This is a genomic window from Sporosarcina aquimarina (assembly GCF_023715615.1).
Classification (GTDB): domain Bacteria; phylum Bacillota; class Bacilli; order Bacillales_A; family Planococcaceae; genus Sporosarcina; species Sporosarcina aquimarina_A.
On record NZ_JAMBOM010000003.1, the window covers coordinates 180,842 to 206,293 of the forward strand.

The 25,452-nt window shown below is 42.7% G+C and carries 21 protein-coding genes; 10 read left to right on the forward strand and 11 right to left on the reverse strand.

Annotated features, from left to right (window positions below):
* The first annotated feature begins 141 nt into the window (after positions 1–141).
* From M3197_RS10450 to M3197_RS10470, 5 genes are all read left to right on the forward strand, one after another.
* Entirely contained in the window at positions 142–1,245 is a 1,104-nt protein-coding gene (locus M3197_RS10450) for a carbohydrate kinase (protein ID WP_285851300.1), read from the forward strand.
* Positions 1,242–2,156, forward strand: coding sequence for a pseudouridine-5'-phosphate glycosidase (locus tag M3197_RS10455; protein ID WP_251661335.1), 915 nt, complete (start codon positions 1,242–1,244; stop codon positions 2,154–2,156). The genes M3197_RS10450 and M3197_RS10455 overlap by 4 nt, the downstream gene beginning before the upstream one ends.
* A 160-nt stretch (positions 2,157–2,316) precedes the next feature.
* Complete coding sequence (locus M3197_RS10460) at positions 2,317–3,645, forward strand: uracil/xanthine transporter (RefSeq protein ID WP_251661337.1); 1,329 nt, start codon at positions 2,317–2,319, stop codon at positions 3,643–3,645.
* A gap of 104 nt (positions 3,646–3,749) precedes the next feature.
* The gene (gene ggt / locus M3197_RS10465) at positions 3,750–5,381 is read left to right on the forward strand and encodes a gamma-glutamyltransferase (RefSeq protein WP_251661338.1); all 1,632 of its coding nucleotides are present in this window, start codon (positions 3,750–3,752) and stop codon (positions 5,379–5,381) included.
* A gap of 51 nt (positions 5,382–5,432) precedes the next feature.
* Complete coding sequence (locus tag M3197_RS10470; protein ID WP_251661340.1) at positions 5,433–6,599, forward strand: oxalate decarboxylase family bicupin; 1,167 nt, start codon at positions 5,433–5,435, stop codon at positions 6,597–6,599.
* Positions 6,600–6,645: 46 nt separating this feature from the next.
* On the opposite strand, the gene M3197_RS10475 is transcribed toward M3197_RS10470, so the two are convergent.
* Complete coding sequence (locus M3197_RS10475; protein WP_251661342.1) at positions 6,646–9,690, reverse strand: efflux RND transporter permease subunit; 3,045 nt, start codon at positions 9,688–9,690, stop codon at positions 6,646–6,648.
* A 212-nt stretch (positions 9,691–9,902) separates the two neighbouring features.
* On the opposite strand from M3197_RS10475, the gene guaC reads away from it, so the two are divergent.
* Complete coding sequence (gene guaC, locus M3197_RS10480) at positions 9,903–10,886, forward strand: GMP reductase (RefSeq protein WP_251661344.1); 984 nt, start codon at positions 9,903–9,905, stop codon at positions 10,884–10,886.
* A 62-nt stretch (positions 10,887–10,948) separates the two neighbouring features.
* On the opposite strand, the gene M3197_RS10485 is transcribed toward guaC, so the two are convergent.
* Positions 10,949–11,587, reverse strand: coding sequence for a YIP1 family protein (locus tag M3197_RS10485; RefSeq protein ID WP_251661346.1), 639 nt, complete (start codon positions 11,585–11,587; stop codon positions 10,949–10,951).
* Positions 11,588–11,663: 76 nt separating this feature from the next.
* Here M3197_RS10485 and M3197_RS10490 point away from each other — a divergent pair, with 76 nt between their 5' ends.
* The 3 genes from M3197_RS10490 (at position 11,664) to M3197_RS10500 (ending at position 13,996) form a co-directional block, all read left to right on the forward strand.
* Complete coding sequence (locus tag M3197_RS10490; RefSeq protein ID WP_251661348.1) at positions 11,664–12,617, forward strand: alpha/beta hydrolase; 954 nt, start codon at positions 11,664–11,666, stop codon at positions 12,615–12,617.
* Between the two features lie 462 nt (positions 12,618–13,079).
* Positions 13,080–13,577: a metallophosphoesterase family protein gene (locus M3197_RS10495; RefSeq protein WP_251661350.1), complete on the forward strand. Its 498-nt coding sequence runs from the start codon at positions 13,080–13,082 to the stop codon at positions 13,575–13,577.
* 71 nt (positions 13,578–13,648) lie between these two features.
* A complete protein-coding gene (locus tag M3197_RS10500) occupies positions 13,649–13,996 on the forward strand; it encodes a carboxymuconolactone decarboxylase family protein (protein WP_251661352.1) in 348 nt (115 codons plus the stop codon).
* A 641-nt stretch (positions 13,997–14,637) separates the two neighbouring features.
* Here M3197_RS10500 and M3197_RS10505 read toward each other — a convergent pair.
* Together M3197_RS10505 and M3197_RS10510 are read right to left on the reverse strand one after the other, a co-directional pair.
* Complete coding sequence (locus tag M3197_RS10505) at positions 14,638–15,396, reverse strand: ABC transporter permease (RefSeq protein ID WP_251661354.1); 759 nt, start codon at positions 15,394–15,396, stop codon at positions 14,638–14,640.
* Entirely contained in the window at positions 15,393–16,142 is a 750-nt protein-coding gene (locus M3197_RS10510; protein WP_251661356.1) for an ABC transporter ATP-binding protein, read from the reverse strand. Before M3197_RS10510 ends, M3197_RS10505 begins: the two co-directional genes overlap by 4 nt.
* Before the next feature lie 144 nt (positions 16,143–16,286).
* Here M3197_RS10510 and M3197_RS10515 point away from each other — a divergent pair, with 144 nt between their 5' ends.
* Positions 16,287–17,618, forward strand: a complete 1,332-nt coding sequence (locus M3197_RS10515; RefSeq protein WP_251661358.1) for a TrkH family potassium uptake protein — start codon at positions 16,287–16,289, stop codon at positions 17,616–17,618.
* A gap of 303 nt (positions 17,619–17,921) precedes the next feature.
* Here the strand turns inward: M3197_RS10515 and M3197_RS10520 are convergent, their stop codons facing one another.
* From M3197_RS10520 to pcp, 7 genes are all read right to left on the reverse strand, one after another.
* Entirely contained in the window at positions 17,922–18,626 is a 705-nt protein-coding gene (locus M3197_RS10520) for a CBS domain-containing protein (RefSeq protein WP_251661360.1), read from the reverse strand.
* A gap of 101 nt (positions 18,627–18,727) precedes the next feature.
* The gene (opp4A, locus tag M3197_RS10525) at positions 18,728–20,548 is read right to left on the reverse strand and encodes an oligopeptide ABC transporter substrate-binding protein (RefSeq protein WP_251661362.1); all 1,821 of its coding nucleotides are present in this window, start codon (positions 20,546–20,548) and stop codon (positions 18,728–18,730) included.
* A 20-nt stretch (positions 20,549–20,568) separates the two neighbouring features.
* On the reverse strand, positions 20,569–21,474 hold the full coding sequence (locus M3197_RS10530; RefSeq protein WP_432813995.1) for an ABC transporter permease: 906 nt from the start codon (positions 21,472–21,474) through the stop codon (positions 20,569–20,571).
* A gap of 26 nt (positions 21,475–21,500) precedes the next feature.
* The gene (gene opp4B, locus M3197_RS10535; protein WP_251661364.1) at positions 21,501–22,469 is read right to left on the reverse strand and encodes an oligopeptide ABC transporter permease; all 969 of its coding nucleotides are present in this window, start codon (positions 22,467–22,469) and stop codon (positions 21,501–21,503) included.
* A gap of 3 nt (positions 22,470–22,472) precedes the next feature.
* On the reverse strand, positions 22,473–23,411 hold the full coding sequence (locus M3197_RS10540) for an ABC transporter ATP-binding protein (protein WP_251661366.1): 939 nt from the start codon (positions 23,409–23,411) through the stop codon (positions 22,473–22,475).
* Positions 23,398–24,417 (reverse strand): ABC transporter ATP-binding protein, encoded by a 1,020-nt coding sequence (locus M3197_RS10545; protein ID WP_251661369.1) that lies wholly within the window; start codon positions 24,415–24,417, stop codon positions 23,398–23,400. Before M3197_RS10545 ends, M3197_RS10540 begins: the two co-directional genes overlap by 14 nt.
* Before the next feature lie 404 nt (positions 24,418–24,821).
* A complete protein-coding gene (gene pcp / locus M3197_RS10550) occupies positions 24,822–25,448 on the reverse strand; it encodes a pyroglutamyl-peptidase I (protein ID WP_251661371.1) in 627 nt (208 codons plus the stop codon).
* Between the last annotated feature and the right edge of the window lie 4 nt (positions 25,449–25,452).

The following is a 25,452-nucleotide window of genomic DNA, read 5'->3' on the forward strand; positions in this document are numbered from 1 at the left end:
GAACCTGTCTGCTTTTGAGTGTACGCTTTTTGTCGAAAAGAGTCATCCCTTACAGGTTGATTGTTTGTCTTGCATCCATCAAAACTTTTGTTTATTATATAAACATAAGTTTGAAATATGCACTACGAACGGGAGGTGTTTATGGTGAACGAAAAAGAACAGCAACTGATTTCTTTAATCCGACAAAATCCATACTGTTCCCAGCAAGAGCTCGCAGAGGGTCTTGGACTTTCCCGCCCCGCTGTCGCTAACTTGATATCCGCACTGACGAAACGTGGATATATCACAGGTAGAGCATATGTGTTAGCTCCGGAAGATGAAATCATTTGTATCGGTGGTGCAAACGTCGACCGTAAGTTTCATGTCACCGGGTCGGTAGCGTCTGGTACGTCAAACCCTGCCGAAATGTCAGTTACAATTGGCGGTGTCGCTCGCAACATTGCTGAAAACCTTGGTCGGCTTGACCATCCTGTTCGATTGATAACTACAGCTGGCAAAGACGCAGACTGGGACTTGATTGCAACGCATTCATCTCCCTATATGGACTTGACATCGGTACGGTTATTACCCGATGCTTCGACTGGCTCATATTCTGCGGTGTTAGACAAACACGGCGAGCTCGTAATTGCGATGGCAGTGATGGATGTGTATGAATCACTAAACGCCGACTACATTGCTTCTCTCGAACGACACTTAGCTCGCGCAAGGATGATTGTTATAGATCTTAATGTAGCAAAAGAAACGGCAGAAGCAATTCGGGTAGCAGCAATCCGTCATCAAGTTCCTCTTGCAATCATCCCGGTTTCTGGCCCCAAAATGGCGCACTTGCCAGACACACTCGAGGGATTAACGTGGTTCATCTGCAATGAGGATGAAGCCGAAACCTTAACGGGCATCACGATTCAAAATGATGATGACTGGAAATCAGCCGTTTCCGCACTCCTTGACTTAGGAGCAGAACATGCCATCATTACTAGCGGGAAAAAAGGGATTATGGCAGGAGACCGCACAACGCGGACGATCCATCATCATGCCGCGATACCTGGAGTCTCTGTAGAAGACGTAACGGGAGCTGGCGATGCATTCGTGTCGGGAGTACTTCATGCCGCAGTAATGGAACGTACACTCAATGACGCGATTTCCTATGGCCTTGTGAACGCAGCAAAAACATTAGCATCCACCTATACGGTCAGACCTGAACTGACCGCCAATGGACTAGAAAATGAACTGGAGGAATACAAATGAAATCCTATATCGTCTACTCAGAAGAAGTCTTAAACGCAAAAGCCGCTGGACAACCAATCGTGGCACTTGAATCGACTATCATCTCTCACGGCATGCCGTATCCACAAAACGTGGAAACTGCTCGTGCAGTAGAACAAATCATCCGTGACAACGGTGCAGTTCCTGCAACAATTGCATTGATCGACGGGCAAATTAAAATCGGATTGTCTTATGATGAGCTTGAAATGTTCGGTAAAAGCGATAACGTAGCAAAAGTTTCCCGTCGTGATATCGGATACTTGCTAGCAACTAAGCAACTTGGTGCGACTACAGTTGCAGCGACGATGATTTGTGCAGACCTCGCTGAAATCCGCATGTTCGTAACAGGTGGAATTGGTGGCGTACACCGTGGCGCTGAAACAACTATGGATATCTCTGCAGACTTGGAAGAGCTGGCAAAAACAGATGTCGCTGTCGTTTGTGCAGGTGCAAAATCGATTCTCGATATTGGTCTTTCTATGGAATACCTAGAAACAAAAGGCGTTCCAGTCATCGGATATGAAACTGATGAACTACCTGCATTCTATACGCGCAAGAGTGGATTCCCTGTGAACTTCCGTGCAGACAATCCAGAAGTTGTTGCTGAAACACTTGCTGTTAAATGGCATCTTGGACTTGCAGGTGGAGCTGTGATTGCCAATCCGATTCCTGAAGCAGACGAACTCGACCCTGAAATGATCAATGGAATCATCGATCAAGCCCTTGCTGAAGCAAAAGAAAAAGGAATTAAAGGGAAAGACGTTACACCATTCATGCTCGGTAAAGTGAAAGATCTCACAGATGGCAAGAGCCTAGTAGCTAACATTGCTCTCGTGAAACACAACGCAGTCGTAGGAGCTAAGATTGCTGTGGCATTAAGCAAAACTAAATAACAATCCTTTCAAAAGAGTACTTCCTTCGAGAAGTGCTCTTTTTTTGTGTTCCATTCACCAACTTTCTATTACTAGGTAAACCGATCTTTACTAGTTTAAACCAATTTTATAAGGGAAATTCGAATAACATGCACAACTCTGAAAATGGAGGAATTACATTATGGATATTAAGAAGGAAGCGGATGAGTTGAAGAGTCCATCCGACTGGATTGCCGGTCTGGAATGGTTTTTCTTCATTTTCGCCAACATTGTCATTATCCCGATAACTGTAGGAAAAGCGTTCAATCTTCATCAAGACAGTATTATTTCTACGCTCCAGCTGTCTTTCATAGTGACAGGAATTGCCTGTTTACTGCAGGCGTTTTTAGGTCACAAACGCGCAATCCTTGAAGGTCAATCAGGACTGTGGTGGGGGATGATTCTCTCCACTGTGAGTCTCGCAAGTTCACAAGGAATTTCTATGAGTGAATTAGGAGGCAGTCTTACTGTCGGTGTCCTGATTTCTGCTGTGATGACTATCGCGGTCGGGCTGTTCGGATGGGGCCCCGCACTTGCTAAGCTGTTTAACCCGGCGGTTATGGGTGTCTTCATGCTACTGTTCGGATTTCAACTTATTAAAATCTTCCTCGAAGGGATGCTAGGCATTCCAATGGGGAATCCACCAGATGATGCAAAAATTCAACTATCTGTTGCATCGCTCACGTTCGTGGTTGCTGCCATTATGATTGTCATTAACATTAAAGCCCCGAAAAAAGTGAGTAAATACACTTTGCTTAGTGGAATAGTAGTAGGCTGGGTTGCTTATGCACTCCTATTTGGGCCAGAGCATACGGTGAAATCTGATGCTTCATTTCAATTTGAGTTATTCCATTTAGGAAAACCTGCTTGGAATATCGGGATTATTGTGATGGCCGTTATTACTGGCCTTATGAATCTGGCAAATACATTCGGAGCTTTAAAAGGTACAGAGTCTAAAGATTTATATGACGAAGAAACGAGCAAAAAACAATATAATCGTAGTTTGACCATTTCGGGTGGACTTACAGCAGTGAGCGGACTATTCGGTCTTGTCCCCTACGCACCTTTCGTGTCTTCAATTGGTTTTCTCGAACAGTCCGGGATCGTCAGACGGCTTCCGTTCATCATCGGCAGTGCGCTGTTTCTTTTGATGGGTATCATTCCTCCAGTCTCGCATTTTTTCTCGAACATACCTCTTAGTATAGGGAGCACTGTACTGTTTGTTGCTTACTTGCAACTGCTTAACTCGTCTTTTGGTTTCTTTGAGGAAATCCGGCTCAACAGCCGGAATGTCTATCGCTCCGCAATCCCAGTGTTCGTTGCCGTTGTCATTATGGTAATGCCTGATTCGTATTTCTCATCCTTACCGGGGTTTGTCCAACCGATTATTGGAAATGGGCTCTTAATGGGCATTCTAATTGCTCTCATTCTGGAGAATACCATTAAATGGGATCACATTAAAAATTCATAAAATCAATTCGAAAACTCAGAATACAAGTTTTACTGGAATTTTACTGGGTATGCACAAGAGTAGAACCAATTTACTAGAAAAACAAAAAAGAGGAAGGTGAACCAATGAATTACGAATCTAGCAGAATCGGAGAAGACATTGACCCTCGGTATGGCAGCTCTTTCATGGCAAAGAAAAATGCTGTCGCCACCCCTAACAAACTCGCCTCTATGGCAGCTAATCGAATCCTCAACAAAGGCGGGAATGCGATCGATGCCATGGTAACTGCCAATTCTGTACTCGGAGTTGTCTTCCCCCACATGACAGGTGCAGGAGGAGATTCTTTCTGGCTTATCTATGACGCAAAAACAGGTAAAAGATATTCACTGAATGCTACAGGACATTCCGGTGAAGAGGTGACAATCGACAAGTTCGATAAAGAAGAAGGTATGGATATCCGTGGGCCTAAAGCCGTCACTACAGTACCTGGAGCCGTGAGCGGATGGATCGAAGCTCACGAACGATTTGGAAAGCTGACAATGAAAGAATGTCTGGAGCCTGCAATTGAATATGCAAAGGAAGGCTTCCCCGTAGGACGATCTCTAGCAAAATTCTCAGAAGTTGCACTCACTTTACTACGCACCTACCCATCCACCGCAAAAGTTTTTCTCAAACACGGCGTTGCTCCCTACATGAAAGGCGATACAATGAAAAATCCAGACTTAGGGAGAACACTTGAGCGAATAGCTGAACATGGCATGGATGCTTTTTACAAAGGTGAGATTGCAGATAAGGTAACCGACTTCCTACAACAGCATGGCGGCCTACTGAAAAAAGATGATTTTGCCCGCCATCAGGCCACTTGGGAAGAGCCAATTGAAGTCCAATATGGGGATCGGACAGTAATTGCCCCCCCGCCTAACTCTGCAGGTATGGTGACCCTTCAAATTCTCGGAATGATGGATCACCTGGATATTACTAGCATGAAAGGTCATGAGGAACAGTTCATCGATGCATTTACCCGTGCAACAGCATTCTCGTTCATGGATCGTGATGAGTTCCTCGATGATCCTAATTTCAATAAAGTTCCGACAGATGTACTCCTAAGCAAAGAGTACTTCAAGGAACGCGTGAAAAAGATGCACGATCCGGCACTAGGACCACCCGAAAACGGCTATGCCAATAAAGGAGATACAACCTTTAGTTGTGCAGTGGATGAGGAAGGTAATGCTGTCGGCGTTATTCAAAGTCTGTATTGGGAATGGGGTTCTGGTGTTGTTGCCGAAGGAACTGGAATGATGCTTCAAAACCGAGGAAGCTATTTCTCACTTGACTCAAAAGCACGCAACAAATTAGAGCCTAACAAACGACCCGCACACACACTCACCTGCTCCATGGTCTTCCATGAGGACAAACCTGAACTCATCGTGGGAGCCATGGGTGGTGATGGTGAGCCACAGACACAGGCTTTAATCATTATGCGTTTATTGAACCAAGGATACTCCGTGCAAGAAGCAATCGATGCTCCAAGGTGGTTGCTCGGTCGGACATGGGGTGAAAACATACGGGGCTTACGTCTGGAAGGACGTTATGATAAGCAAATCGCTGAAAAACTGAAAGACCTAGGTCACGTAAATGTCACCATGATCGAAAACTTCAGCGACCTGATGGGCCATGCCCAGGCAATCCGTATTTGGCCGGACCGTATTGAAGCAGGTGCTGACCCCCGTGCAGGCGGACTGGCCATCGGGAATTGATCAACACGAATGAATTTCAACTATAACGAATATTTGAAGGGAGATTTTACGATGAACATTAACACTGATAATGAGACACAAACAAACCCTCAGCCTATCAAAAAAGATCGAGGTGGACACATTTGGGGCGCGAATAACCCTGAAATTGACCGTCAGAACCCGGATATTATAGTGCCCCCTGACACAGACAGCGGTACGATGCCTAACTTGAAATTCCCTTTTGCTCACTCCCATATGCGTGTCGAACATGGGGGTTGGTCCCGTGAGGTTACGATACGTGAAATGCCAGCTGCTGAAACAATTGCGGGTGTTAATATGCACCTTGAACCTGGTGGTGTCCGTGAGCTACATTGGCACAAAGAAGCTGAATGGTCTTATATGATTAAAGGAAAGGCACGTATTACAGCCATATCCCCAGACGGACGTGAATTTGTCGATGATGTAGAAGCTGGAGACTTATGGTATTTTCCTTCTGGCGTTCCTCATTCCATTAAAGGACTGAGTGAGGGTGCTGAATTCATCCTCGCATTTGACGATGGTAGTTTCTCAGAGAACAGTACATTTTCAATTACGGACTGGTTTGCACACACTCCAAAAGAAGTGCTTGCAGCAAACTTCGGAGTATCCGAAGAGGAATTTGATAACATTCCAAGTGGTGAAGTCTATATGTATCAAGGTGCTGTGCCTGGTCCGATTGCTGAAGACTTGCCCCCGGAAACAAATGAATTTGTGGAATGTCCGTTTAGCTTTAAATTGATGGATGTCGAACCAGTTGAAACGAGCGGGGGTAAAGCTTGGATTGCAGATTCTAGTAACTTCAAAGCATCTAAAACAATTGCTGCTGCTTTAGTAGAAGTAGAACCCGGGGGTGTCCGGGAACTACACTGGCATCCAAACGAAGCAGAATGGCAATACTATCTTGAAGGACAGGGTCGCATGACAGTTTTCGCCTCTGGTGGCAAGGCTCGTACGTATGATTATCAAGCAGGCGATGTAGGATACGTTCCGTTTGCAATGGGGCACTATATCCAGAATACGGGTGACACACCTCTACGTTTCTTGGAAATGTTCCGTAGCGACCACTTTGCAGATGTTTCTCTCAACCAGTGGATGTCACAAACACCTCCAGAACTTCTTAAAGAACACTTGCCGCTTAGTGATGAATTCATGAAAAACGCATTGCACAGCGACAAACGCCCCAATGTTAACTATTCATAATGCACATGAAAAAACCACAGCCGAATCGCTGTGGTTTTTCGTTTTATTAGACAAGTTCTGCCTTACGACCAATAAGTTTGTAGTACACAAGATACAATGATGGAATCATGACCAATGTAAACAAACTCGAGAAGGCAAGACCTGCGATAATTGTAATGGCAAGTGCTTCAAACAATGGATCACCCGATACTGCAACTGGAATCAATGCAACAATCGACGTAAGTGATGTCAAAATAATTGGTTTGATACGCGCGTAGCCGGATTCGACAATTGCCTCAATAACATCCATATTGCCTAGAAGTCGGCGTGCTTCCACGAAGTCGATTAACACAACTGCGTTCCTTACTACAATACCGGTCAATGAAACAATCCCCATGACACCAAGGAAGCTGAGAGGCGTCTGTGTGATGAACAATCCAAGTATGGCACCCGAAATACCGAGATACACCGCGAATAGTACGAGGAACGGTAAACTGAACGACTTAAATTGGAACGCAATGACCAAGTATACAAGTAGCAAGACGACTAAGAATAGAATTCCAATTTCAGCAAAGAATGCTTGCTGATCCGAATTCTCCCCACCCGTTGAAATTGTATAGCCTTCAGGTAGACCTTTCTTTTCTGCTTCAGCAGCATCTAACATGTCATCTTTAAATCCATAAGCATCCCCATACGCTTTTAACGTAATCGCGCGCTCTCCTTTTTCATGAGGGACTTGAGCGAGTAACGATGTTTTTTCTGATGTGAGCAATTCATCCAATGGGATGAGTTTCGGTGGACCTTGAGTCGTCATGGAAGGCACTACGCTATCTGAGAAGTCTACAGGTTCCCCCTCATTCACACCGTCTTCCTTTAATACGACTTGCTTTGAAATATCTCCTTCATACAACTTGAACAAAGGGACCCCTTGCGTTAACAACTGTAATTGGTTCGTTACTAAACTTAACGAAATTCCATTCTCCTCAAGTGCTTGTCGATTCGGAACATATTGGACAGCTGGAACAGGTTCTCCTAAGTTATCCGTTACAATGTCTGCGCCCTTTTTAAGCAAACGTTCTTTCAAGTCATCGCGCAGTTGAGCAAGTTGGTCGATATCATCGCCTTTAATCGTAACAGTTACTGGTGCTCCAACAGGCGGTCCTTGGACAATTGTATCGAGGAAGATTTCCGCGTCGCTGTAACGCTTCCGCAATTCCGGTTCCCATTTGTCGATGAATTCAGATGCACTCGTGTTGTCTTTTTTAATACGGAACACCGCTTGCCCTGTGTTTTCACCCGTGTTATCCATTGAGGAAGCAAACAGATTTGGTAACCCGCTACCTGAGAAAATAGCAGTTTCTTTTACGTTTTCATCTTCATCTGAAACTTCGTCAATGATCTTTTGGATTTCGTTATTGGTTTCGTCAATCGTTGTCCCCGCTGAGAGGCGGACGTCCATGGTCACTTCTTCTTTGTCTGCTGCCGGGAAGAATTCGAATGGTGTTAGCAGTGCTAGGAATAGCAGTCCTGTTGCGATGACCAACCCGCCGATTCCTACAAGTAACGGTTTCTTCAATACGGTACGCAATACTTTTTCAGAATAAAATACGGCAATTTTCTCCAAAGGTTTACCTAAGAATCCCGGAGTATCTGAGATTTTTTTATTGCGTCTTTTCGTTTTGATGAATTGAAGCATCGGAACGAGCGTAACCGATAATACTGTCGATGCAATAATTGTTGTGATTAAGATACTAGGGAGTGCTTTGATAAATGCGCCATTTCCTCCAGAAAGTAATAGTAACGGCGAAAACGTCACAACAATGGCTAAACTGGATGAGATAATAGATGTATAGACTTCTTTAACACCATTTACAGCTCCATCCAGAGGTGAGTCCCCTAGTTTATATCTACGCTGAATGTTGTCATTCACGACGATACTATCATCGACAAGAATCCCAATTGCGATAATGAGGCCAATGACGGATATCTGGTTCAAGTCTACTCCCATGTATGGAATTGGGATGAGACCCACGAGCACGGAAGCAAGAACGGTCAATGCAACCGCAAACGAGCCGTATAATGTCAGTCCAGCTGTTGTCACAACTAGTACTGCAATGACTGCGATGAGTAGTGAAACATATAAACTATTGAAGATTGAGTTCACATTATCTGCTTGAGATTCATAGGTGTGAGCCGTTACTTCTTTAGGAAGGTCTTCAATATATCGATCCATTTTCTTTGCGATGGTTTTATCCATGGAAGGGATATCTTGCCCTGGCTGAAGGAAAATTGTATAAGAAATTGCAGATTGTCCGTCAAATGTGACAATGTCTTTTGCTTCTTTTGCTACTTCTCCGATATCCGCTACTTTATCCAATGGCACAGCAGCATCACCGATTTGTAATTGCTTTAGTTTTTCAATTCCCTCATCTTGTTTTACTGTTAAAACAACACGTTCTTTTCCGTCATCGTGCGTTCCGAGTGAGAGTGGCTGATTTGCTTTTTGCAACACATTGAGTACATCAAACGGTTGCAGGCGATTTTCTGCCAACTTGTCAGGATTGAGTGTAATCATTAGTTGCTTTTCGTTGAACCCTTTGACGGTTGTTCCTGCAACTCCTTCTATAGACTGAAGATCATCTGAAAGGGTTTCAAACGAAGTCTCCAAGTCTGCAAGGGCTGCTTCGTCTCCAGTAAACATGTACGAAACGAGTGGAAATGCTAGATCGAGTTTTTTCACTTCAGGTGTTTGAGCATTCTCTGGCAACTCACTAGCAGAGCTCTGCACTTCTTGCTGTAACTTACTGATTGTCTGATCCGAGTCAACTCCATCTTTCAACGATAATGTAATGATGGATGCAGAATTTGCAGAAACGGAATTCATCGTATCGATGCCTTCTACTCTTTTAACCGCCCGCTCTAGTGGATTCGTTATTGTCCTTTCTACCTCCGACGGTTCAGCACCTGGTAGAATGGCAGAAACCATCACTAGATTGACAGGGGTTTCAGGAATTTCACGTTTTGGGAGCGTTAAAAACGTATAAACACCAACTAGCATAAGAATGAATATAAGGAAAATAAATAATTTACTGCGCTTTAATAGATAGACCATAAGTGTCCTTCCTCTCTCTTTCTAATAGCACTTCCAACGCAATATTACTTCTATACTAAATCATGCCACATCGACCTACCAATCTCAATTTTGGAAACTTAAAAAAAGCATAATAATTGTTTGACAATTCCTTTCAAATCTTGTACATTACATAAGGACGAACAATTATATCTCGTGCCAAACAAATTATTCGCTTTTAGGAGTGTTCAATAATGGATGTAGTATTCGATTATGAAGATATTCAACTAATTCCCGCAAAATGTATCGTTGACAGCCGATCTGAGTGTGATACTTCTGTCAAACTAGGAAAGCATACGTTCCGCTTACCAGTTGTCCCTGCTAATATGCAAACAATCATTGACGAAAAGATTGCTATTCAACTCGCTGAAGGCGGTTACTTCTATATTATGCACCGCTTTGACCCTGCATCACGCCCTGCATTCATCCGTGATATGCATAGCCGTGGACTGATTGCTTCGATTAGTGTCGGCGTTAAAGAAGATGAGTATGGGTTTGTAGAACAGCTCGCTACTGATGGACTTGTTCCAGATTACATTACAATTGATATCGCGCATGGTCATTCAAATGCAGTGATTCGTATGATTCAACATATTAAGAAACACTTGCCTGAGAGTTTCGTTATTGCAGGTAACGTCGGAACACCAGAAGCCGTTCGAGAACTCGAAAACGCTGGTGCTGATGCAACGAAGGTTGGAATTGGTCCTGGTAAAGTATGTATCACGAAAATTAAAACTGGTTTCGGTACTGGTGGCTGGCAGCTCGCAGCACTTCGCTGGTGTGCAAAAGCTGCATCGAAGCCAATTATCGCAGATGGCGGTATCCGTACTCACGGCGACATCGCTAAATCTGTACGTTTCGGCGCAAGCATGGTCATGATTGGATCACTATTTGCCGGCCACGAAGAGTCACCTGGTCAAACAGTTGAACGCGACGGCGAACAGTTCAAGGAATACTTTGGTTCTGCTTCAGAGTTCCAAAAGGGTGAGAAGAAAAACGTTGAGGGTAAGAAAATGTATGTCGAGTACAAAGGGCCTCTCCAAGATACGTTGACTGAGATGGAACAAGACTTGCAGTCATCTATTTCTTATGCTGGTGGTAAGAAGTTGGATGCGATCCGTACAGTGGATTATGCAATCGTCAAGAACTCCATTTTCAATGGAGATAAAGTTTATTAATTCCTAATTAAAACAACTGACAAAACCGGAGTCCCTTTGATGGGATTCCGGTTTTGTTACGGTTATAGAGAAAATATGGAAATCAACATGATTCCAATTGTTAGTGAGATCACTATAGCTGCGATGAACCCAATTACAAACACGACGAGAAGTACTCCAAGACCACGCCATGCCGAGAATCCATGGACGATGCCGACTGCTTTGCATGAGATGACAATGCTATAAATTCCTAATGCAAATGTCAGGAACATAGAGACCAGATACACACCGATTGGTAAGTTCGTAATCGCAAACGTTTCCGCAGGGGGCGCTTCGAATGCTAATTTCCCATATCCTAAGATAACTAAGTAGTTGACAGGGGCTAACCAGATAGACGGTAAGGTCGCAGCCGGTGTCACACGAAGCATTTCAGAGAACGTACCAGTTCCCCCGAACACTCCTTTTCCAATCCACTGATAGAGTGCTGCACCAATCACCCAAGATATGAGTGCTCCCACAAATGTAAAAACGATGAACAGCGGAATGAGTGCGCCAAGTGGTAAATTGCTGAATAGCCCCGAACTCCCCGCCTGATATCCCCCTGAAGCAAGTGCCGCAATGGCGAATATAAGAATGGCATAGCGAACAGAAGTCTCATTCTTCAAATACTGCAAGGTTTCAGTCGGTCTGCTCCAAATCGTAAGCAATGGTTTTAAATTCATGAATCGTCCTCCTTTAAACTTGTCACTCCCCTCGGATCGAAAAGATGGTACACTGATTTTTAGGGGGTGGAATTTTTTGAAAAGAAAAATTGTAATTACACTCAGTACACTAGTTGTCTTACTGCTTGTTGCGCTCGTATTTGCTGGCAATTACTTTTATGAACAAGGAATTAAGCGCGGTACTGAAGTAAAACTTCATAGTGAATCTGAAGCCGTTAATGATGCCGCGAGTGAGGCGGACCAAGCGTTGCTAAAAGAAGCTAAAGTCTGGTATGCCGAGCAGCCAAAAAACACGATTACTATGCAATCCTACGATAACTTAAAGCTGAAAGCTCAATTTATCAAAAACAATAAAAATGATTCACACAAAGCCATCATTCTTGCCCATGGCTTCCGCAATACTGGAGAAGACATGGGGAAATACGCAAAGTTCTACTACGACCAAGGATTTGACGTTCTGCTCCCTGATGCCCGGGGTCATGGAGATAGCGAAGGAGATTACATTGGCTATGGATGGCACGAACGCCTCGATTACAAAGATTGGATTAAGTACCTCATACAACAGCATGACGCTGAACAAATCATTTTGCAAGGGAATTCCATGGGCGCTGCAACTGTTTTAATGACAAGCGGTGAACAATTGCCGAAGCAAGTGAAGGGCATTGTAGCAGACAGTTCATATAGTACAGTTAAAAAGGAACTGGCGCATCAGCTGAAGTCCATTTATGGTTTACCAGCATTCCCATTACTTGAAGTTACGAGTGTCATCGCTAATATCCGGGCAGGATATACGCTTCAAGAAGCATCCGCAGTGGACCAAGTAAGGAAGAATAAAGTACCTTTACTTCTCATTCACGGCGATGCAGATGACTTAGTTCCTACCGAAATGGCGACTGAATTATACGATGCGGCCAGTGGTGAAAACGAGTTATGGATTGTTCCAGATGCAGGACATACAAAAGCATTTGACAATATTACAGGTGAGTACGAAGAAAAGCTATCTCAGTTTCTTGACAAAGTACTCGATTGATTACCGAATCGCTCTTCCGATCAGGAGAGCGATTTTTCATATGAGATTTTATTGTATACCTTCTCTTACGATAGTATGATGGAAAAGTTTCATTGATAGCTAGCGCGCTTTTCTTTTCCTTCCATTCAAGGTACGTTACGAGTAATGAAAGAATTACAGAGCAACTGATCTCGAAACACTTGTGAACGCACAACAAACAAGGATACCTTCGTTGCTTTACCTCCATACTGTTCCAATAACCAGATGCCATGATGAAGAGCGAAAAAACTGGAACGAAATGTGCGCATACTGCTTCTAGAAATCGAATCCCTTCGCAACTTGCTTTCCAACTCTTCCCGCATGACGAGTTCGCTGCAAAATCCATCTTCTTGCAAAAGTCCTTTTACAAAAGTTGCGAATAAAATCTACAATGACGATTATCCAAAACGTTGTGTTTAGTTAAACAAGAAAGGATGGATTCAATTGAAAATAATTATTACGGGAGACACTCATATTCCAGGCAGAGGTAGTAAATTACCTAAACGGTTACTAAATGCATGCAGCGACGCAGACTTCATTATCCATACAGGTGATTGGTGCTCTCCTGAAGTATTTGAAACGCTTTCTTCTTTAGCAGAAGTGAAAGGTGTCTATGGAAATGTCGATGGCGAAGACATGCGTGCTCTTGTTCCTGCCCGGCAGCTGATTGATATCGGAGGACTACGCATTGGATTAGTCCACGGTCACGGGGACAAGAAAACTACTGAGCAGCGTGCTATTGAAGCATTTGCTGAAGAACAAGTAGATGTCATTGTGTTTGGTCACTCACACATTCCAGTAATTAAGTATTTCAAAGGGGTACTTCTCATGAACCCAGGTTCACCTACGGACAAGCGTAAATTACCATTTTACTCGTTTATCACTTTAGAAATCGGGAATGAAATTCGTCCCGAGCTTATTCTCTTTCAAGACAAATCTTAATATCTTGGACTGCATGATTGGCGTGAATATACATATGCTACTTTTGAATTGAACAGGAGGGCGTCATAAACATGGATGATTATTCAGCAGACAGCGTATTACAAGGATATAAAGAAGGAATGGGGCAGTTTACTGAACAATTACCAGACATCGGCAGTGGGTTCCACTCCTTTACGGAGAGTTGTTTTGCAGATGGAGCTCTCGATGAAAAGCAGAAGCAACTGATTGCACTCGCTCTCAGTGTCTATGCGGACGACAAAATCTGCATGACCTTTCATGCAAAGGGTTGTGTAGACGCCGGTTGCACGGAACAAGAAGTGCTAGAAGCGTGCAGTGTCGCAGCTGCATTAGGAAGTGGTGCCGTGATGAGTCGGACGGTTACTTGCTTGAATGGGATGTTTCAACAATTTCAAAAGTAACAGGAGTAGCTACCTAGTAAACACCGTTTTGGTTGTTGGTTAGGTAGCTTTTTGAGTCTGTGGAAATGGGGATGTGCGCTTAGAGGATGTTTATAGGCATTATTTTTTCTTTATGATTGCTTTTCAGGCTTTATGATCACTTCCTCAGGTTTATGAGCACTTTTCTGGACTTATGATCACTTCCTCAGGATTATGAGCACTTTTCAGGCTTTATGATCACTTCCTCAGGATTATGAGCACTTTTCATGTTTTATGATCACTTCCTCAGGATTATGAGCACTTTTCAGGCTTTATGATCACTTCCTCAGGATTATGAGCACTTTTCAGGCTTTATGATCACTTCCTCAGGATTATGAGCACTTTTCATGTTTTATGATCACTTCCTCAGGATTATGAGCGCTTTGTATGCTTTATGATCACTTCCTCAGGATTATGAGCGCTCTTCAGGCTTTATGATCACTTCCTCAGGATTATGAGCGCTTTGTATGCTTTATGATCACTTCCTCAGGATTATGAGCGCTTTTCAGGCTTTAAAAGCACCCCTTCTCAAAAGCTCCTATATAATGGCCAAAAATCCAAAATCTAATTTCCTCCCAAAATTTAACCGCGATTGAAACGGTGGGAACATCACTAGCTTACTTTTACTCCACGTCTATCTTCATCAATTGCATCCTTTCTGTAAACAAACTTCGATAGGATAAAAAGCCAAGCAACACACTCGTCATCGCGGCGGTTGAGAGTAACAAAAACACAACGAGTAATTGAAATTGAACTGCCTGGACCGGGTCCGCTCCTGCGATGATTTGTCCACTCATCATTCCTGGAAGTTGTACAAGTCCAATCGTCTTCTGGCTTTCAATCGTTGGTATCATGCTTGCCTGAATCGATTTCATTAACTGCCGATTGATGGACTGCTTTGGGGTTCCACCAAGAGATAAAATCAGTTCGCTTTCATCACGATGCGTTTCCACTTCAGCAGTGAAACGGTTTATAAACAAGATCGCGAGAACCATTGAATTCCCGATCACCATACCACTTAGCGAAATAATGTATTGAGCGGTCGCAGGAACAATATGTAATCCGAGCAAGACAGTTTGCGTCAATACTTCAATCACCACAAATGTTACAAACAACTTCCACGTGATCCCTTTAATGGCTTTTCCTTTGTGCCGGGCATTTTGTACAGCAGCAACAATCATCAACAGTACCATTAACATAATGAAAACCGCATGTTCGGAATCGAACACAAATTTCAACACAAATCCTACCGCAATAAGTTGCACAGTTGAACGAAGTGCTGCGACAATCGTATCTCGTTCCAGTCCCAGATTCAGCGTTTTTGATAGCAATAAAGGGATGAAAACAAATATCAACGTTAAACTTAAGGTCATCCAACTCATGACAACACCCCTTTCACAAACCGTTTTACATCTTCATCTTCTGATGCATTAACATCTTCTTTGTTCCCTTCTTCACGCAACTCTCCATCAACCATGACCCAGAAGTACTCCCCTATTCGATTTGCCTGTTCCAAATTATGAGTAATCCAAACGATAGTAATCTTTTCAGTCTCATTCAATTTGACGATTAAGTCTTCAATTTCTTGACGGGAAGAGGGATCAAGTGATGCTGTGATTTCATCTAGCAACAAGATTTTTGATTGATTTAATAACGTACGGGCAATGGATACTTTTTGCTTTTGCCCCCCGGAGAGTTCACGAGCATCTCTTGTGAGAAGAGATGATGGAAGTCCAACACGATCCATGGTGGCAATTGCTTGTTCATCGGATAAAGTTTTACCACGCAGCTGTAATGGAAGTGCTAAATTATCCTGCACCGTGCCTTGTACCATTGGAGAATTTTGAAGCACAATTCCTACATGTCTCCTAACTGACATTGGGGATTGCTCTTCAATCCGCTTCCCATCTATGTAAATTTCACCTTCTATTGGACTGATGAGGCCATTGCATAATTTCAACAATGTCGTTTTCCCCGCTCCAGAAGGTCCGATCAATGCAGTAATCTTCCCTGTTGGAAATTGACCACTCACTTTTTTAATAATATCGGTGTGATTCACACCATAACTCACACAATCTAGCACAAGCGCGCATGATGGAGTTGAGGTATTACTAGTTTCTAGGTTCAATTCATTCAGACTCCTATCGTATTGAACTTATTTTTCTTCCAACTTTAATTTTCCGGTTTATTCCATCCAATGACCTATTGTAATTCTACCATTTCGATCAATAATCAAACCATACCATATCCCTTTTAACAAGGAGGTCTTACAATGCAAAAATCTTTAGTTCTTAGGAAAAGACGAGTCACTCCTCCAGTTCTCATAGCAAGTAGTTTTTTAGTTACGATACTCATAGGGACTGCTTTGCTCAAACTTCCCTTTGCGACAACTGCGCCGATAACTTGGACCGACGCACTATTTACTGCGACATCAGCAACAACCGTAACGGGACTAAGCGTCTTCGACGTCGCTACTACGCTTACCCTTTTCGGTGAAATCGTGCTCCTTGTTCTTATTCAAATTGGTGGAGTTGGGTTAATGGCTTTCGCGGTTGCGCTTTTAATGATTCTCGGACGAAAAGTGGGCATGAAAAACCGCATATTTCTCCAAGAAACATTTAGTCAACAATCGATAGGAGGAACCGTCAAATTTCTGAGAAGCATTTTGAGGTTTGTATTCATAACTGAAGGGATTGCTTTTATTTTGTTATCTCTCATTTGGGTTCCCGATTTCGGCTGGAAATCCGGTCTTTATTACAGTCTATTCCATGTCGTCTCTGCTTTTAATAACGCAGGATTCTCCTTGTTTCCTGACAACTTAGTAGGGTTTGCCGGTAATCTTTCCGTCACACTTATACTATCTTCACTCTTCATCATCGGTGGCCTTGGTTTTACTGTTGTCATGGATGTAGTTTCAAAACGGTCATTTAAGCATTGGTCACTTCATACGAAAATGATGCTCGCCGGAACGCTTATCGTCAATCTCATCGCTACATTCTTATTTTTCGCACTGGAATATCACAACACGGAAACAATCGGAAACATGTCTTTCGGGGATAAAGCGTTGACCTCTTATTTTCAAGCAGTCACGCCAAGGACTGCTGGTTTCAACATGGTACCTATCGGCGATATGGAGGACAGTTCTCTCTTGCTAACATTGTTGTTAATGTTCATCGGCGGAGGGAGCGCTTCTACGGCATCCGGTATTAAACTGACGACGTTCATCGTCATTGTAGTCGCAACCCTGGCGTATTTTAAAGGGATGACAGAACCTCACCTATTCAAAAGAACAATCAAATCAGCAATCATTTTTCGCTCTCTCGCAATTGCTGCGGTGAGTTCCATGCTCGTATTTATATCATTTTTCTTGTTAACTGTTACAGAATCGTTACCATTCCTCCCATTGTTAATTGAAACGGTGTCGGCGTTCGGAACTGTAGGACTGTCCGTTGGGATCACGGGGGACTTGACTCCTGCAGGCGAATGGATTCTCTGCGTGGTGATGTTTTTAGGAAGAATCGGACCGTTGACACTATTTTTCCTGCTCATTCGCCCTAAAAAGGAAACTTTTAAGTATTCATACGATCGCATTCATACAGGATGATAAAAAGATACCACCATATGCCTGCTTATGCAGATGTATGGTGGTATCTTTTTGTTCTGTAGTCAACATCGGTTCTACAAGGAATTGTAGAGGAGCATCTTTATAGTGTTATGAGCACTTCTCCATATTTATGAGCTCTTTTCGCGGGGTTATGATCACTTTCACGGATTTATGAACACTCTTCTCGGGTTTATGATCACTCTTACCAGATTATGAGCATTTCCCTCTTTTATTAAGTGTTTCGCTGAGTTTATAGGCAGTTAGTATTCAACTATACATACCTTTTACAAAGTCCTTTCATAGCTAGTCAATTTTCAATAAATCGTAAGGCGTAATAATCCCAATTAACTTATCATTGTGCTCAGCGGTATCTGTAATTAAAAGGGCTTCGAGACGCGTTCCTCTGGAGATTGCCCGTTTGAAATAGTCCTCAGCTTCGTACACAGATAGATCTCTTCTGACAAATTCAAACGATTCTTTACGTTTTTCATAATTGTAGATGTCAGACAGTGTCGGTATTTCCCGGGAAATAGAATCTTCTGGCGATTGGCCTGCTAACCAATAAGTAATCCCTGCCGCTGTAATAAGTCCTTTGAATTTTCCATCTTCGTAAATCGGAACCTGTCCAAACTTATTATCACGCATTAGCCTAAGGGCAGATGTAAGGGGATCTGACGCTTGTAAAGTATGTACCTTACAACCGAACAATGCACCCACATTGAGCGGATTGCTCACTTTGCGTTCAATCATTTCGATACGTTCCACAATATCATCATGAGGTTCGGCAATAACATAATCGACTCCTGTCCGATGGTGAATAATTGCGTTTCTCAAGTCACCAAATTCGCGTAAGTCTTCTTCATGATTACGAACAACAGAATTTTTAATTTTAGCCTTCTCAATCAATCGATAAAATGGCAAAAAACCCGTCTCATCCACTTTCTTCCCAAGTGCTTTTTCAATACGATTATAGGCGATGATGAAACGATCTGAATTTTTAGCAGTCATTAGTGAGGCTCCACTCCTTTCACTTAGTGTACCCAAATGTTATTAATGGAAGACAAGCAAACTCCACCTCCTAGAAAAGAAGGTGGAGCCTATTGACATACTTATTCGCTTACGCCCACTTCATATAGACGCGTTTCAGATGCCGGATCAATATCGTAATTTACTACACGCTTATTAACCCCTTTAAGCTTATATCGGTATACGGTCGGAATTGCTGGAACTTCTTCGAACATATACTCTTGCCACTCATCATAGACCTTCTTTCGGTATTCCAAGTCAAATGCTTTTTCAGAGGTACCTTGTTTCAGCAGCTCATCGTTCTTTTCACTCGTCCAGCGAGTCATGTTGAATGAATCTGTGCGGCCATACGTACCTGATGGATCTGGGTCTGAACCAGTTCCCCAAGCTCCTTGGTAGATATCAATTTTCGGGTCATCATTTTCGACCATGTCATAGAACGCATTGATGTCATGGAGACGACCGTCAACTAGTTCAACTTTCAACCCAACATCTGCCCAGTTTTGCATATACGCTTTTGCGATTGGCTCCGCTGTTTCGCCCCCTGACATTGAAGCAAAGTTGATGACCAGCTTTTCACCATTTTGGTCTTCACGGATACCGTCTCCGTCTGTATCTTTGAAGCCAGCTTCTTCTAGAAGTTCTTTTGCTTTCTCGGGATCATATGGACGTCCTTCAATTTCCTTGTTATGGAAACTTTCAAACACAGGAATGATCAAAGTAGTACCTGGGAAGCGAAGACCATGGTAAAGTTTTTCACCAATAGTGGCGTTGTCCATTGCATACCACATTGCTTGGCGAAGCTCTTTGCTTGCCATTTTAGCATTGGGATCTGTTATGTTTTCCTTCTTTTTTGCATCCCACTTACCTTGTTTAAAACCAATGTACGTGTATGAAAGATCTACTTTAGCTAAAAGTTCCAGAGTGTCAACGTCTTTCACTGTTAGATATTGATCAGCTGGAATAGTAGCTAGATCCACATCGCCATTTTTCATAGATTCAACGATTGTTGCAGAACTAACCACTTTTTGTACAATTGATTTAAGAGCTGGTTTGCCTCTCCAATAGTCATCGTTACGTGAGAAAAGTATAGACTCTCCTGGTACGATTTTGTCAACTTTATAAGGCCCGAACCCAATTGGATTTACACGAATCTTGTCTGATGACTCCAGATCTTTCATAGTGACTTCTCCAGTCATGACATCACCAACATGATGACGTGGTGTTGCATTCGACCAGAACCCGGATAGGATGGATGGCGTTGCCTCTGTGAATTTGAATTCCATGTTCTTTTCGTCAATAATTTTAATACCTGAGATTTCTTTTGTTTTACCTTCGTGGTAAGCAGGCATGCCTTCAATATTTTCAATCATAAAGCCATAACGGTCTCCTACGTAATCAGGATGCCCAAGTAACTGGTACGAGTAAAGAAGGTCACTTGTTTTTACAGGCTCCCCATCAGACCAGTTTACGTTATCTTTAATCTTTAATTTCAACGTTTTATTGTCTTCCGAGAGTTCATACGTCGCTGCACCTTCATTTGTAATCAAGTAATCTCCATCAACATCCAGTAATGCTTCATCAAAGTACTCCATGATCTCCGCATCATACTGAACTGAGTAGAAGACAGTGCTCAATGTGCCTTCGAATGGCTCATCTGCAACCAATGCGACTGTCATTTCGCCATCTTCCATAGCTTCCTTATCGTTACTTACGGCCAGAGGGAAATCAAGCTCCGCTTTATTATCATCGTCTCCCTTTTCTGTAGTACCGTTGTCTGTGTCCTTATCTTTGCCTTTGTCTTTACCGTCTCCACTCGCGTTATCGTTGCCACTACAAGCAGCCAGGAATACACTGAGCACAAGCATCAAACTAGCTAGCAACAAAAAACTTCTTTTCTTCAATTGCCTTACCTCCCCTTTTTTTAAGCCAATCTTTGTCTTGCATCGGACGCACGTTTCACTGCTTGCCCGATGTAATTTATACACAGCATCATTACTAAAATCAGTAATGCTGCAGGTAACCAAACCCATGATTTGTTTTGGACGATATCCGGATTGGTAGCAAATGAAATCAGTTTCCCGAGGGATGGTGTGCTTGCCGGTAATCCAAATCCTAAAAATGTCAAGCCGGTCTCAAGACCGATGTTCCCTGCGAGAGTTAGAGTCATATTAACAATGACAAGTGAACTTAAATTCGGGAACATTTCGAAAAACATGATTTTCCAACTTGGCGTGCCAAGTGTTTTGGATGCGTTAATATAATCCAATTCCCGTTCTGCAAGTCCTCTGGATCGAATCAACCTAGCTTTATTGAACCAGGCAAACGCACTCATCATGAGAACGAACGCAAAAATGGAATAATCCGGGACAATGACGATAAACACAATAATGAACATAGTACTTGGTAAAACCATCAGGAAATCTATTATTCTCATAATGACATTATCAACCATACCACCGAAAAATCCGGCAATTAGACCGACTGTTAATCCGAATAAGCCTGCAATCAACGTCACACTGAGTCCGATTGTAAATGAGTTACGCGCGCCTAACAGTAGCTGACCGAATACATCCCGTCCACCATCATCCGTACCGAGCCAGTGGGTCTCGGAAGGAGCCTCCCACGTTTCAAGAAAATTGACTCTTTTAAGTTGTTCCTGATTAATAAACAGCGGTGAACTATAAGCGGTAATTAAAATTGCAATCAGCAGAACTAAGGAAATCAACGCCATCTTGTCATGTCTAATCTCTCGCCATATCGTTTTCGCAAGAGATGGATTGTTCACTTTTTCTTTAGCAATCATCTTTTTTTCATCAATTGTGACCATTTAGTTTTCCTCCTCATTCGCTTTTCCTATTCAATCCGGATACGTGGATCTATGGCACTCAATATGATGTCTGAGAGCATTGTACCTACAATAACAGCAGTTCCTGAAATCATAACGATTGCTGTTGTCACAGTAAAATCACGTCCTGTGATGGATTGAATGAAGAGCTGCCCAAGGCCAGGATAACTAAAGATCATTTCCAAAAATATTGATCCGGCAATCAACCCTGTTACTTCATAGCCCAGAAATGCGGCGATCGGAAGCATGGAATTCCGCAAAATGTGGCGTGTGTATACTTTGCCTTCTGGTACCCCTTTGGCACGAGCCGTTTTCACGAAGTCTTTCAGTTTGGTATCGATAATATCATTCCGTAAGTATTGGATTGTTCCGAAGGTTGCAAGCAATGCCCCGGACATTCCTGGTAATACTAAATGTTTTAGTTTGCTGACATAATACGCCCACGTTCCTGTTTCAATCCGTACATCGACACTGCCACCCGACGGGAACCAACCGAGTACAAAACTGAATAGAAAGAGCATGAGTAAAGCAAATACAAACAAAGGTGTCGCGAACGAAAAGTAGTTATAGGTGACTATCAATTTATCGGCCCAGGTATCTGTCCACCTACCCGCTATAATGCCAAGTGGAATGGCGATAGCATAGGTAACAATAAGAACGAAAAGTGATAACGTCACGGTGTTAGCGACTCGGCCGGCAAGCAAATGTGTTACGGGTTGCTTATGCGTGTAAGACTGTCCTAAATCACCTTTCACTGCTTTTCCAATCCAATTTCCATATTGTACATACCACGGATCATTGAGCCCATAATGCTCACGAATGCTTTCCATTTGTTCAGGTGTTGCATTGGGATTCCCCATAAATGCTCCTGTGACAGCATCCCCAGGCATTTGTTTTGCCAATACAAAGATAATTAAACTTAGTAAAAGTAGCTGGGGGATCATAATGAGTGTCCGGCGAAGAATGAATTTAATCATGCGTCACATACCCCCTTTTTGAACTGCAACTGAATGTGTAGGAGTAAGCGGTTTCAAGTCGAACATCCGACCGTCTTTATCGAAATAACTATCATATTCTTTCCGATATGCATTGTTGATTTCCTTACGTAATTCCATTTTCTCGAAACGTTTTGCAGGATCCATTTCTGGAATTGCGGCAATTAGACGCTTAGTGTAAAGGTGCTGGGGATTATTGTAGACATCTTCAGCAGTTCCTTCTTCAACAAAACGACCTTTATACATAATTCCAATTCTGTCGCAAATATGTTTAATAACTCCAAGATCGTGGGATATGAATAAGTAAGTCAATCCGAAGTCTTTTTGAATTTCTTGCATGAAGTTCAAGACCTGAGCCTGTACGGAAACATCCAACGCTGAAACAGGTTCGTCTGCAATAATTAGTTTTGGATTGAGCATCAGTGCTCGGGCAATCCCGATCCTCTGCCTTTGGCCACCAGAGAACTGGTGTGGATATTTGTAAATCGATTCTGGGCTTAAGCCAACACGCTCAATCATGTTTTGTACGCGAGTTAGCTCCTCTTTAGGAGAAAGCCGCTCAAAGTTACGCAGCGGTTCAGCAATTATATTCAAGACGTTTTTTCTTCCGTTTAATGAAGAATAGGGATCCTGAAAAATCATTTGGATATCACGGATATGCTTTCTACGATCATGTCCGTTCATATTGGCGAGATTATCACCATTAAACAAAACTTCGCCACCGGTTGCTTTGTTCAGTCCAATAATTGCACGACCTGTTGTTGTCTTTCCGCAACCAGACTCCCCCACAAGTCCGTATGTTTCCCCGGGTTCCAAATTGAAGCTGACGCCGTCAACTGCACGTACATGATCGACCACGCGGCGGAAGAAACCACCTCTTATCGGAAAGTGTACTTGCAAGTCTTTTACGTTAAGTAGTGACATAGTTTTCATCCTCCACTTGGTCTTCCGGGAAGTGGAATTCCTTGTAACACGTACACCGTACAAAGTGACCAGGCTCCACTTCATGAAGCGTCGGATTGTCTTCATGCGCATCCTCAGAAATCCATGGGATTCGAGGAGCAAATCGGCATCCTTTGCGATCTAGTTTTTGAATCGATGGCACAATACCTTCAATAACATGTAGTTCTTCTTTATCTGTCATGTTAGAAGGAATCGAGCTCAAGAGTGAGCGTGTATATGGATGTAGTGGATTCGAAAATAGTGTATTTACGTCTGCAATCTCTACAAACTCACCTGCATACATTACCGCTACTCGATTTGCCATCTCTGCAACTACTCCAAGATCATGTGTGATGAGGATAATACCAGAATCTGTAATGCGTTGGAGCTCTTTCATTAAATCCATAATTTGAGCTTGAATCGTTACGTCCAACGCAGTTGTGGGCTCGTCTGCAATCAGCATCACTGGATTACAAGCAAGTGCAATTGCAATTACGACACGTTGTCTCATTCCACCTGATAGTTCATGAGGATATTGTTTGTAGATTCGGTTGGCATCTTTTATACCGACCTGCCCAAGCAACTCCAGCACTCGTTTCTTTTTTGCAGCACTAGATAGTTTCATATGGTAATCCATCGGCTCTGCAATTTGTCGGCCAATTGTTGCGAGTGGGTTCAGAGCTGTCATTGGATCTTGGAAGATCATGCCCAAGTCTTTCCCACGAATTTTGTTCAACTTTTCTACCGGCAAGCTTAGAAGATTCTGTTCTTTCAAATTCACTTGACCTTCCAGTTTTGTAGTCTTCGCATTGTGAAGACCTATGATGGAGAGTGCCAAGGCACTCTTGCCGCATCCAGATTCACCGACAATCGCCACGACTTCATTTTTATGGACCGTTAGTGAAACACCGTCCACAGCTGCGTAATAATTCCCTTTGATGTTGAATGATGTTCGCAGATTCTCAATTTCCAAAACCGTCTCAGCCAAAGTAGTTCCTCCTTGCCCTTGGTAATATGTACAAAAAAAGGTTGATTTAATTTTCAGACTTTATAAGTTTTTTTCAACTATACTACACAACTTTTATGTTGGCAATACTATTTTTTCAGAATACCAAATATATAGAATATTTCATGTATGGCAAATCAATGACAAACTCTGTAACAAAGCGAACTTAGATAATATTATCCCTTTTAATTTTTTTGAATATTTTTTAATTGCGGATACAAACCCCTTTAACTCACTAGTTTGGATTTCAGCAACCTCCTTATTGGTTGATCCTACGATACCGAGAAATCCCCCATTAGTTTAGAAACAGCTCCCCAACAATCCTATTTCACTCAGTTCAATCGTTCGATGTTTTACGACATTTCGCGACACGAAAATCCACTTCACTATAATAAATCGAGTTGTTTTTCATCAGAAAGGGTTTGAATACAAATTATGACTCCTTTAATTAATTCATCTAGCGACCATCCCGGTATTTTACCATGTTGCATAGCCAACTCAAACGAAGCTGGAATATGCAAAAAGCCTGAAGGCATATCCGGTTTGTGTTTGGCTGCCCAATGGAGTCCTGCATACATTACGTTATTACATAAATAAGTTCCAGCAGAATTGGATATTGCTGCTGGCAATCCCGCATCAGATAATCGGTTCACCATTTTGCTGATCGGCAGAGTGGAAAAATAAGCAGGCGGTCCTTCTAATTCAATGGTTTCATCGATTGGCTGATGCCCTTCGTTGTCAGGTTCGCCGTCTTTAACATTCAGGGCAACCCGTTCTGGGGTCATTTTATAACGTCCACCCGCGAGCCCAAGTGATAAAACTGCATCCGGAATTTCTTTCTCAACATAATTGAGTAACTCTGCACCGGATGCATTAAAATCTACAGTTAAGATTTTCCCGCAAATGATATAGTCACCAATAACCGAGCCATCCAATTTTTCAATGATTTGCATCGTTGGATTCACAGGGAATGAGAGAAATGGTTCAAACCCAGTTAATAGTAGTTTCTTCATTTTT

Coding starts and splice junctions, on each gene's coding strand:
- M3197_RS10450 (WP_285851300.1), top strand. CDS start 142: ATGGTGAACGAAAAAGAACAGCAACTGATTTCTTTAATCCGACAAAAT.
- M3197_RS10455 (WP_251661335.1), top strand. CDS start 1,242: ATGAAATCCTATATCGTCTACTCAGAAGAAGTCTTAAACGCAAAAGCC.
- M3197_RS10460 (WP_251661337.1), top strand. CDS start 2,317: ATGGATATTAAGAAGGAAGCGGATGAGTTGAAGAGTCCATCCGACTGG.
- ggt (WP_251661338.1), top strand. CDS start 3,750: ATGAATTACGAATCTAGCAGAATCGGAGAAGACATTGACCCTCGGTAT.
- M3197_RS10470 (WP_251661340.1), top strand. CDS start 5,433: ATGAACATTAACACTGATAATGAGACACAAACAAACCCTCAGCCTATC.
- M3197_RS10475 (WP_251661342.1), bottom strand. CDS start 9,690: ATGGTCTATCTATTAAAGCGCAGTAAATTATTTATTTTCCTTATATTC.
- guaC (WP_251661344.1), top strand. CDS start 9,903: ATGGATGTAGTATTCGATTATGAAGATATTCAACTAATTCCCGCAAAA.
- M3197_RS10485 (WP_251661346.1), bottom strand. CDS start 11,587: ATGAATTTAAAACCATTGCTTACGATTTGGAGCAGACCGACTGAAACC.
- M3197_RS10500 (WP_251661352.1), top strand. CDS start 13,649: ATGGATGATTATTCAGCAGACAGCGTATTACAAGGATATAAAGAAGGA.
- M3197_RS10505 (WP_251661354.1), bottom strand. CDS start 15,396: ATGAGTTGGATGACCTTAAGTTTAACGTTGATATTTGTTTTCATCCCT.
- M3197_RS10515 (WP_251661358.1), top strand. CDS start 16,287: ATGCAAAAATCTTTAGTTCTTAGGAAAAGACGAGTCACTCCTCCAGTT.
- M3197_RS10520 (WP_251661360.1), bottom strand. CDS start 18,626: ATGACTGCTAAAAATTCAGATCGTTTCATCATCGCCTATAATCGTATT.
- M3197_RS10530 (WP_432813995.1), bottom strand. CDS start 21,474: ATGGTCACAATTGATGAAAAAAAGATGATTGCTAAAGAAAAAGTGAAC.
- opp4B (WP_251661364.1), bottom strand. CDS start 22,469: ATGATTAAATTCATTCTTCGCCGGACACTCATTATGATCCCCCAGCTA.
- M3197_RS10540 (WP_251661366.1), bottom strand. CDS start 23,411: ATGTCACTACTTAACGTAAAAGACTTGCAAGTACACTTTCCGATAAGA.
- pcp (WP_251661371.1), bottom strand. CDS start 25,448: ATGAAGAAACTACTATTAACTGGGTTTGAACCATTTCTCTCATTCCCT.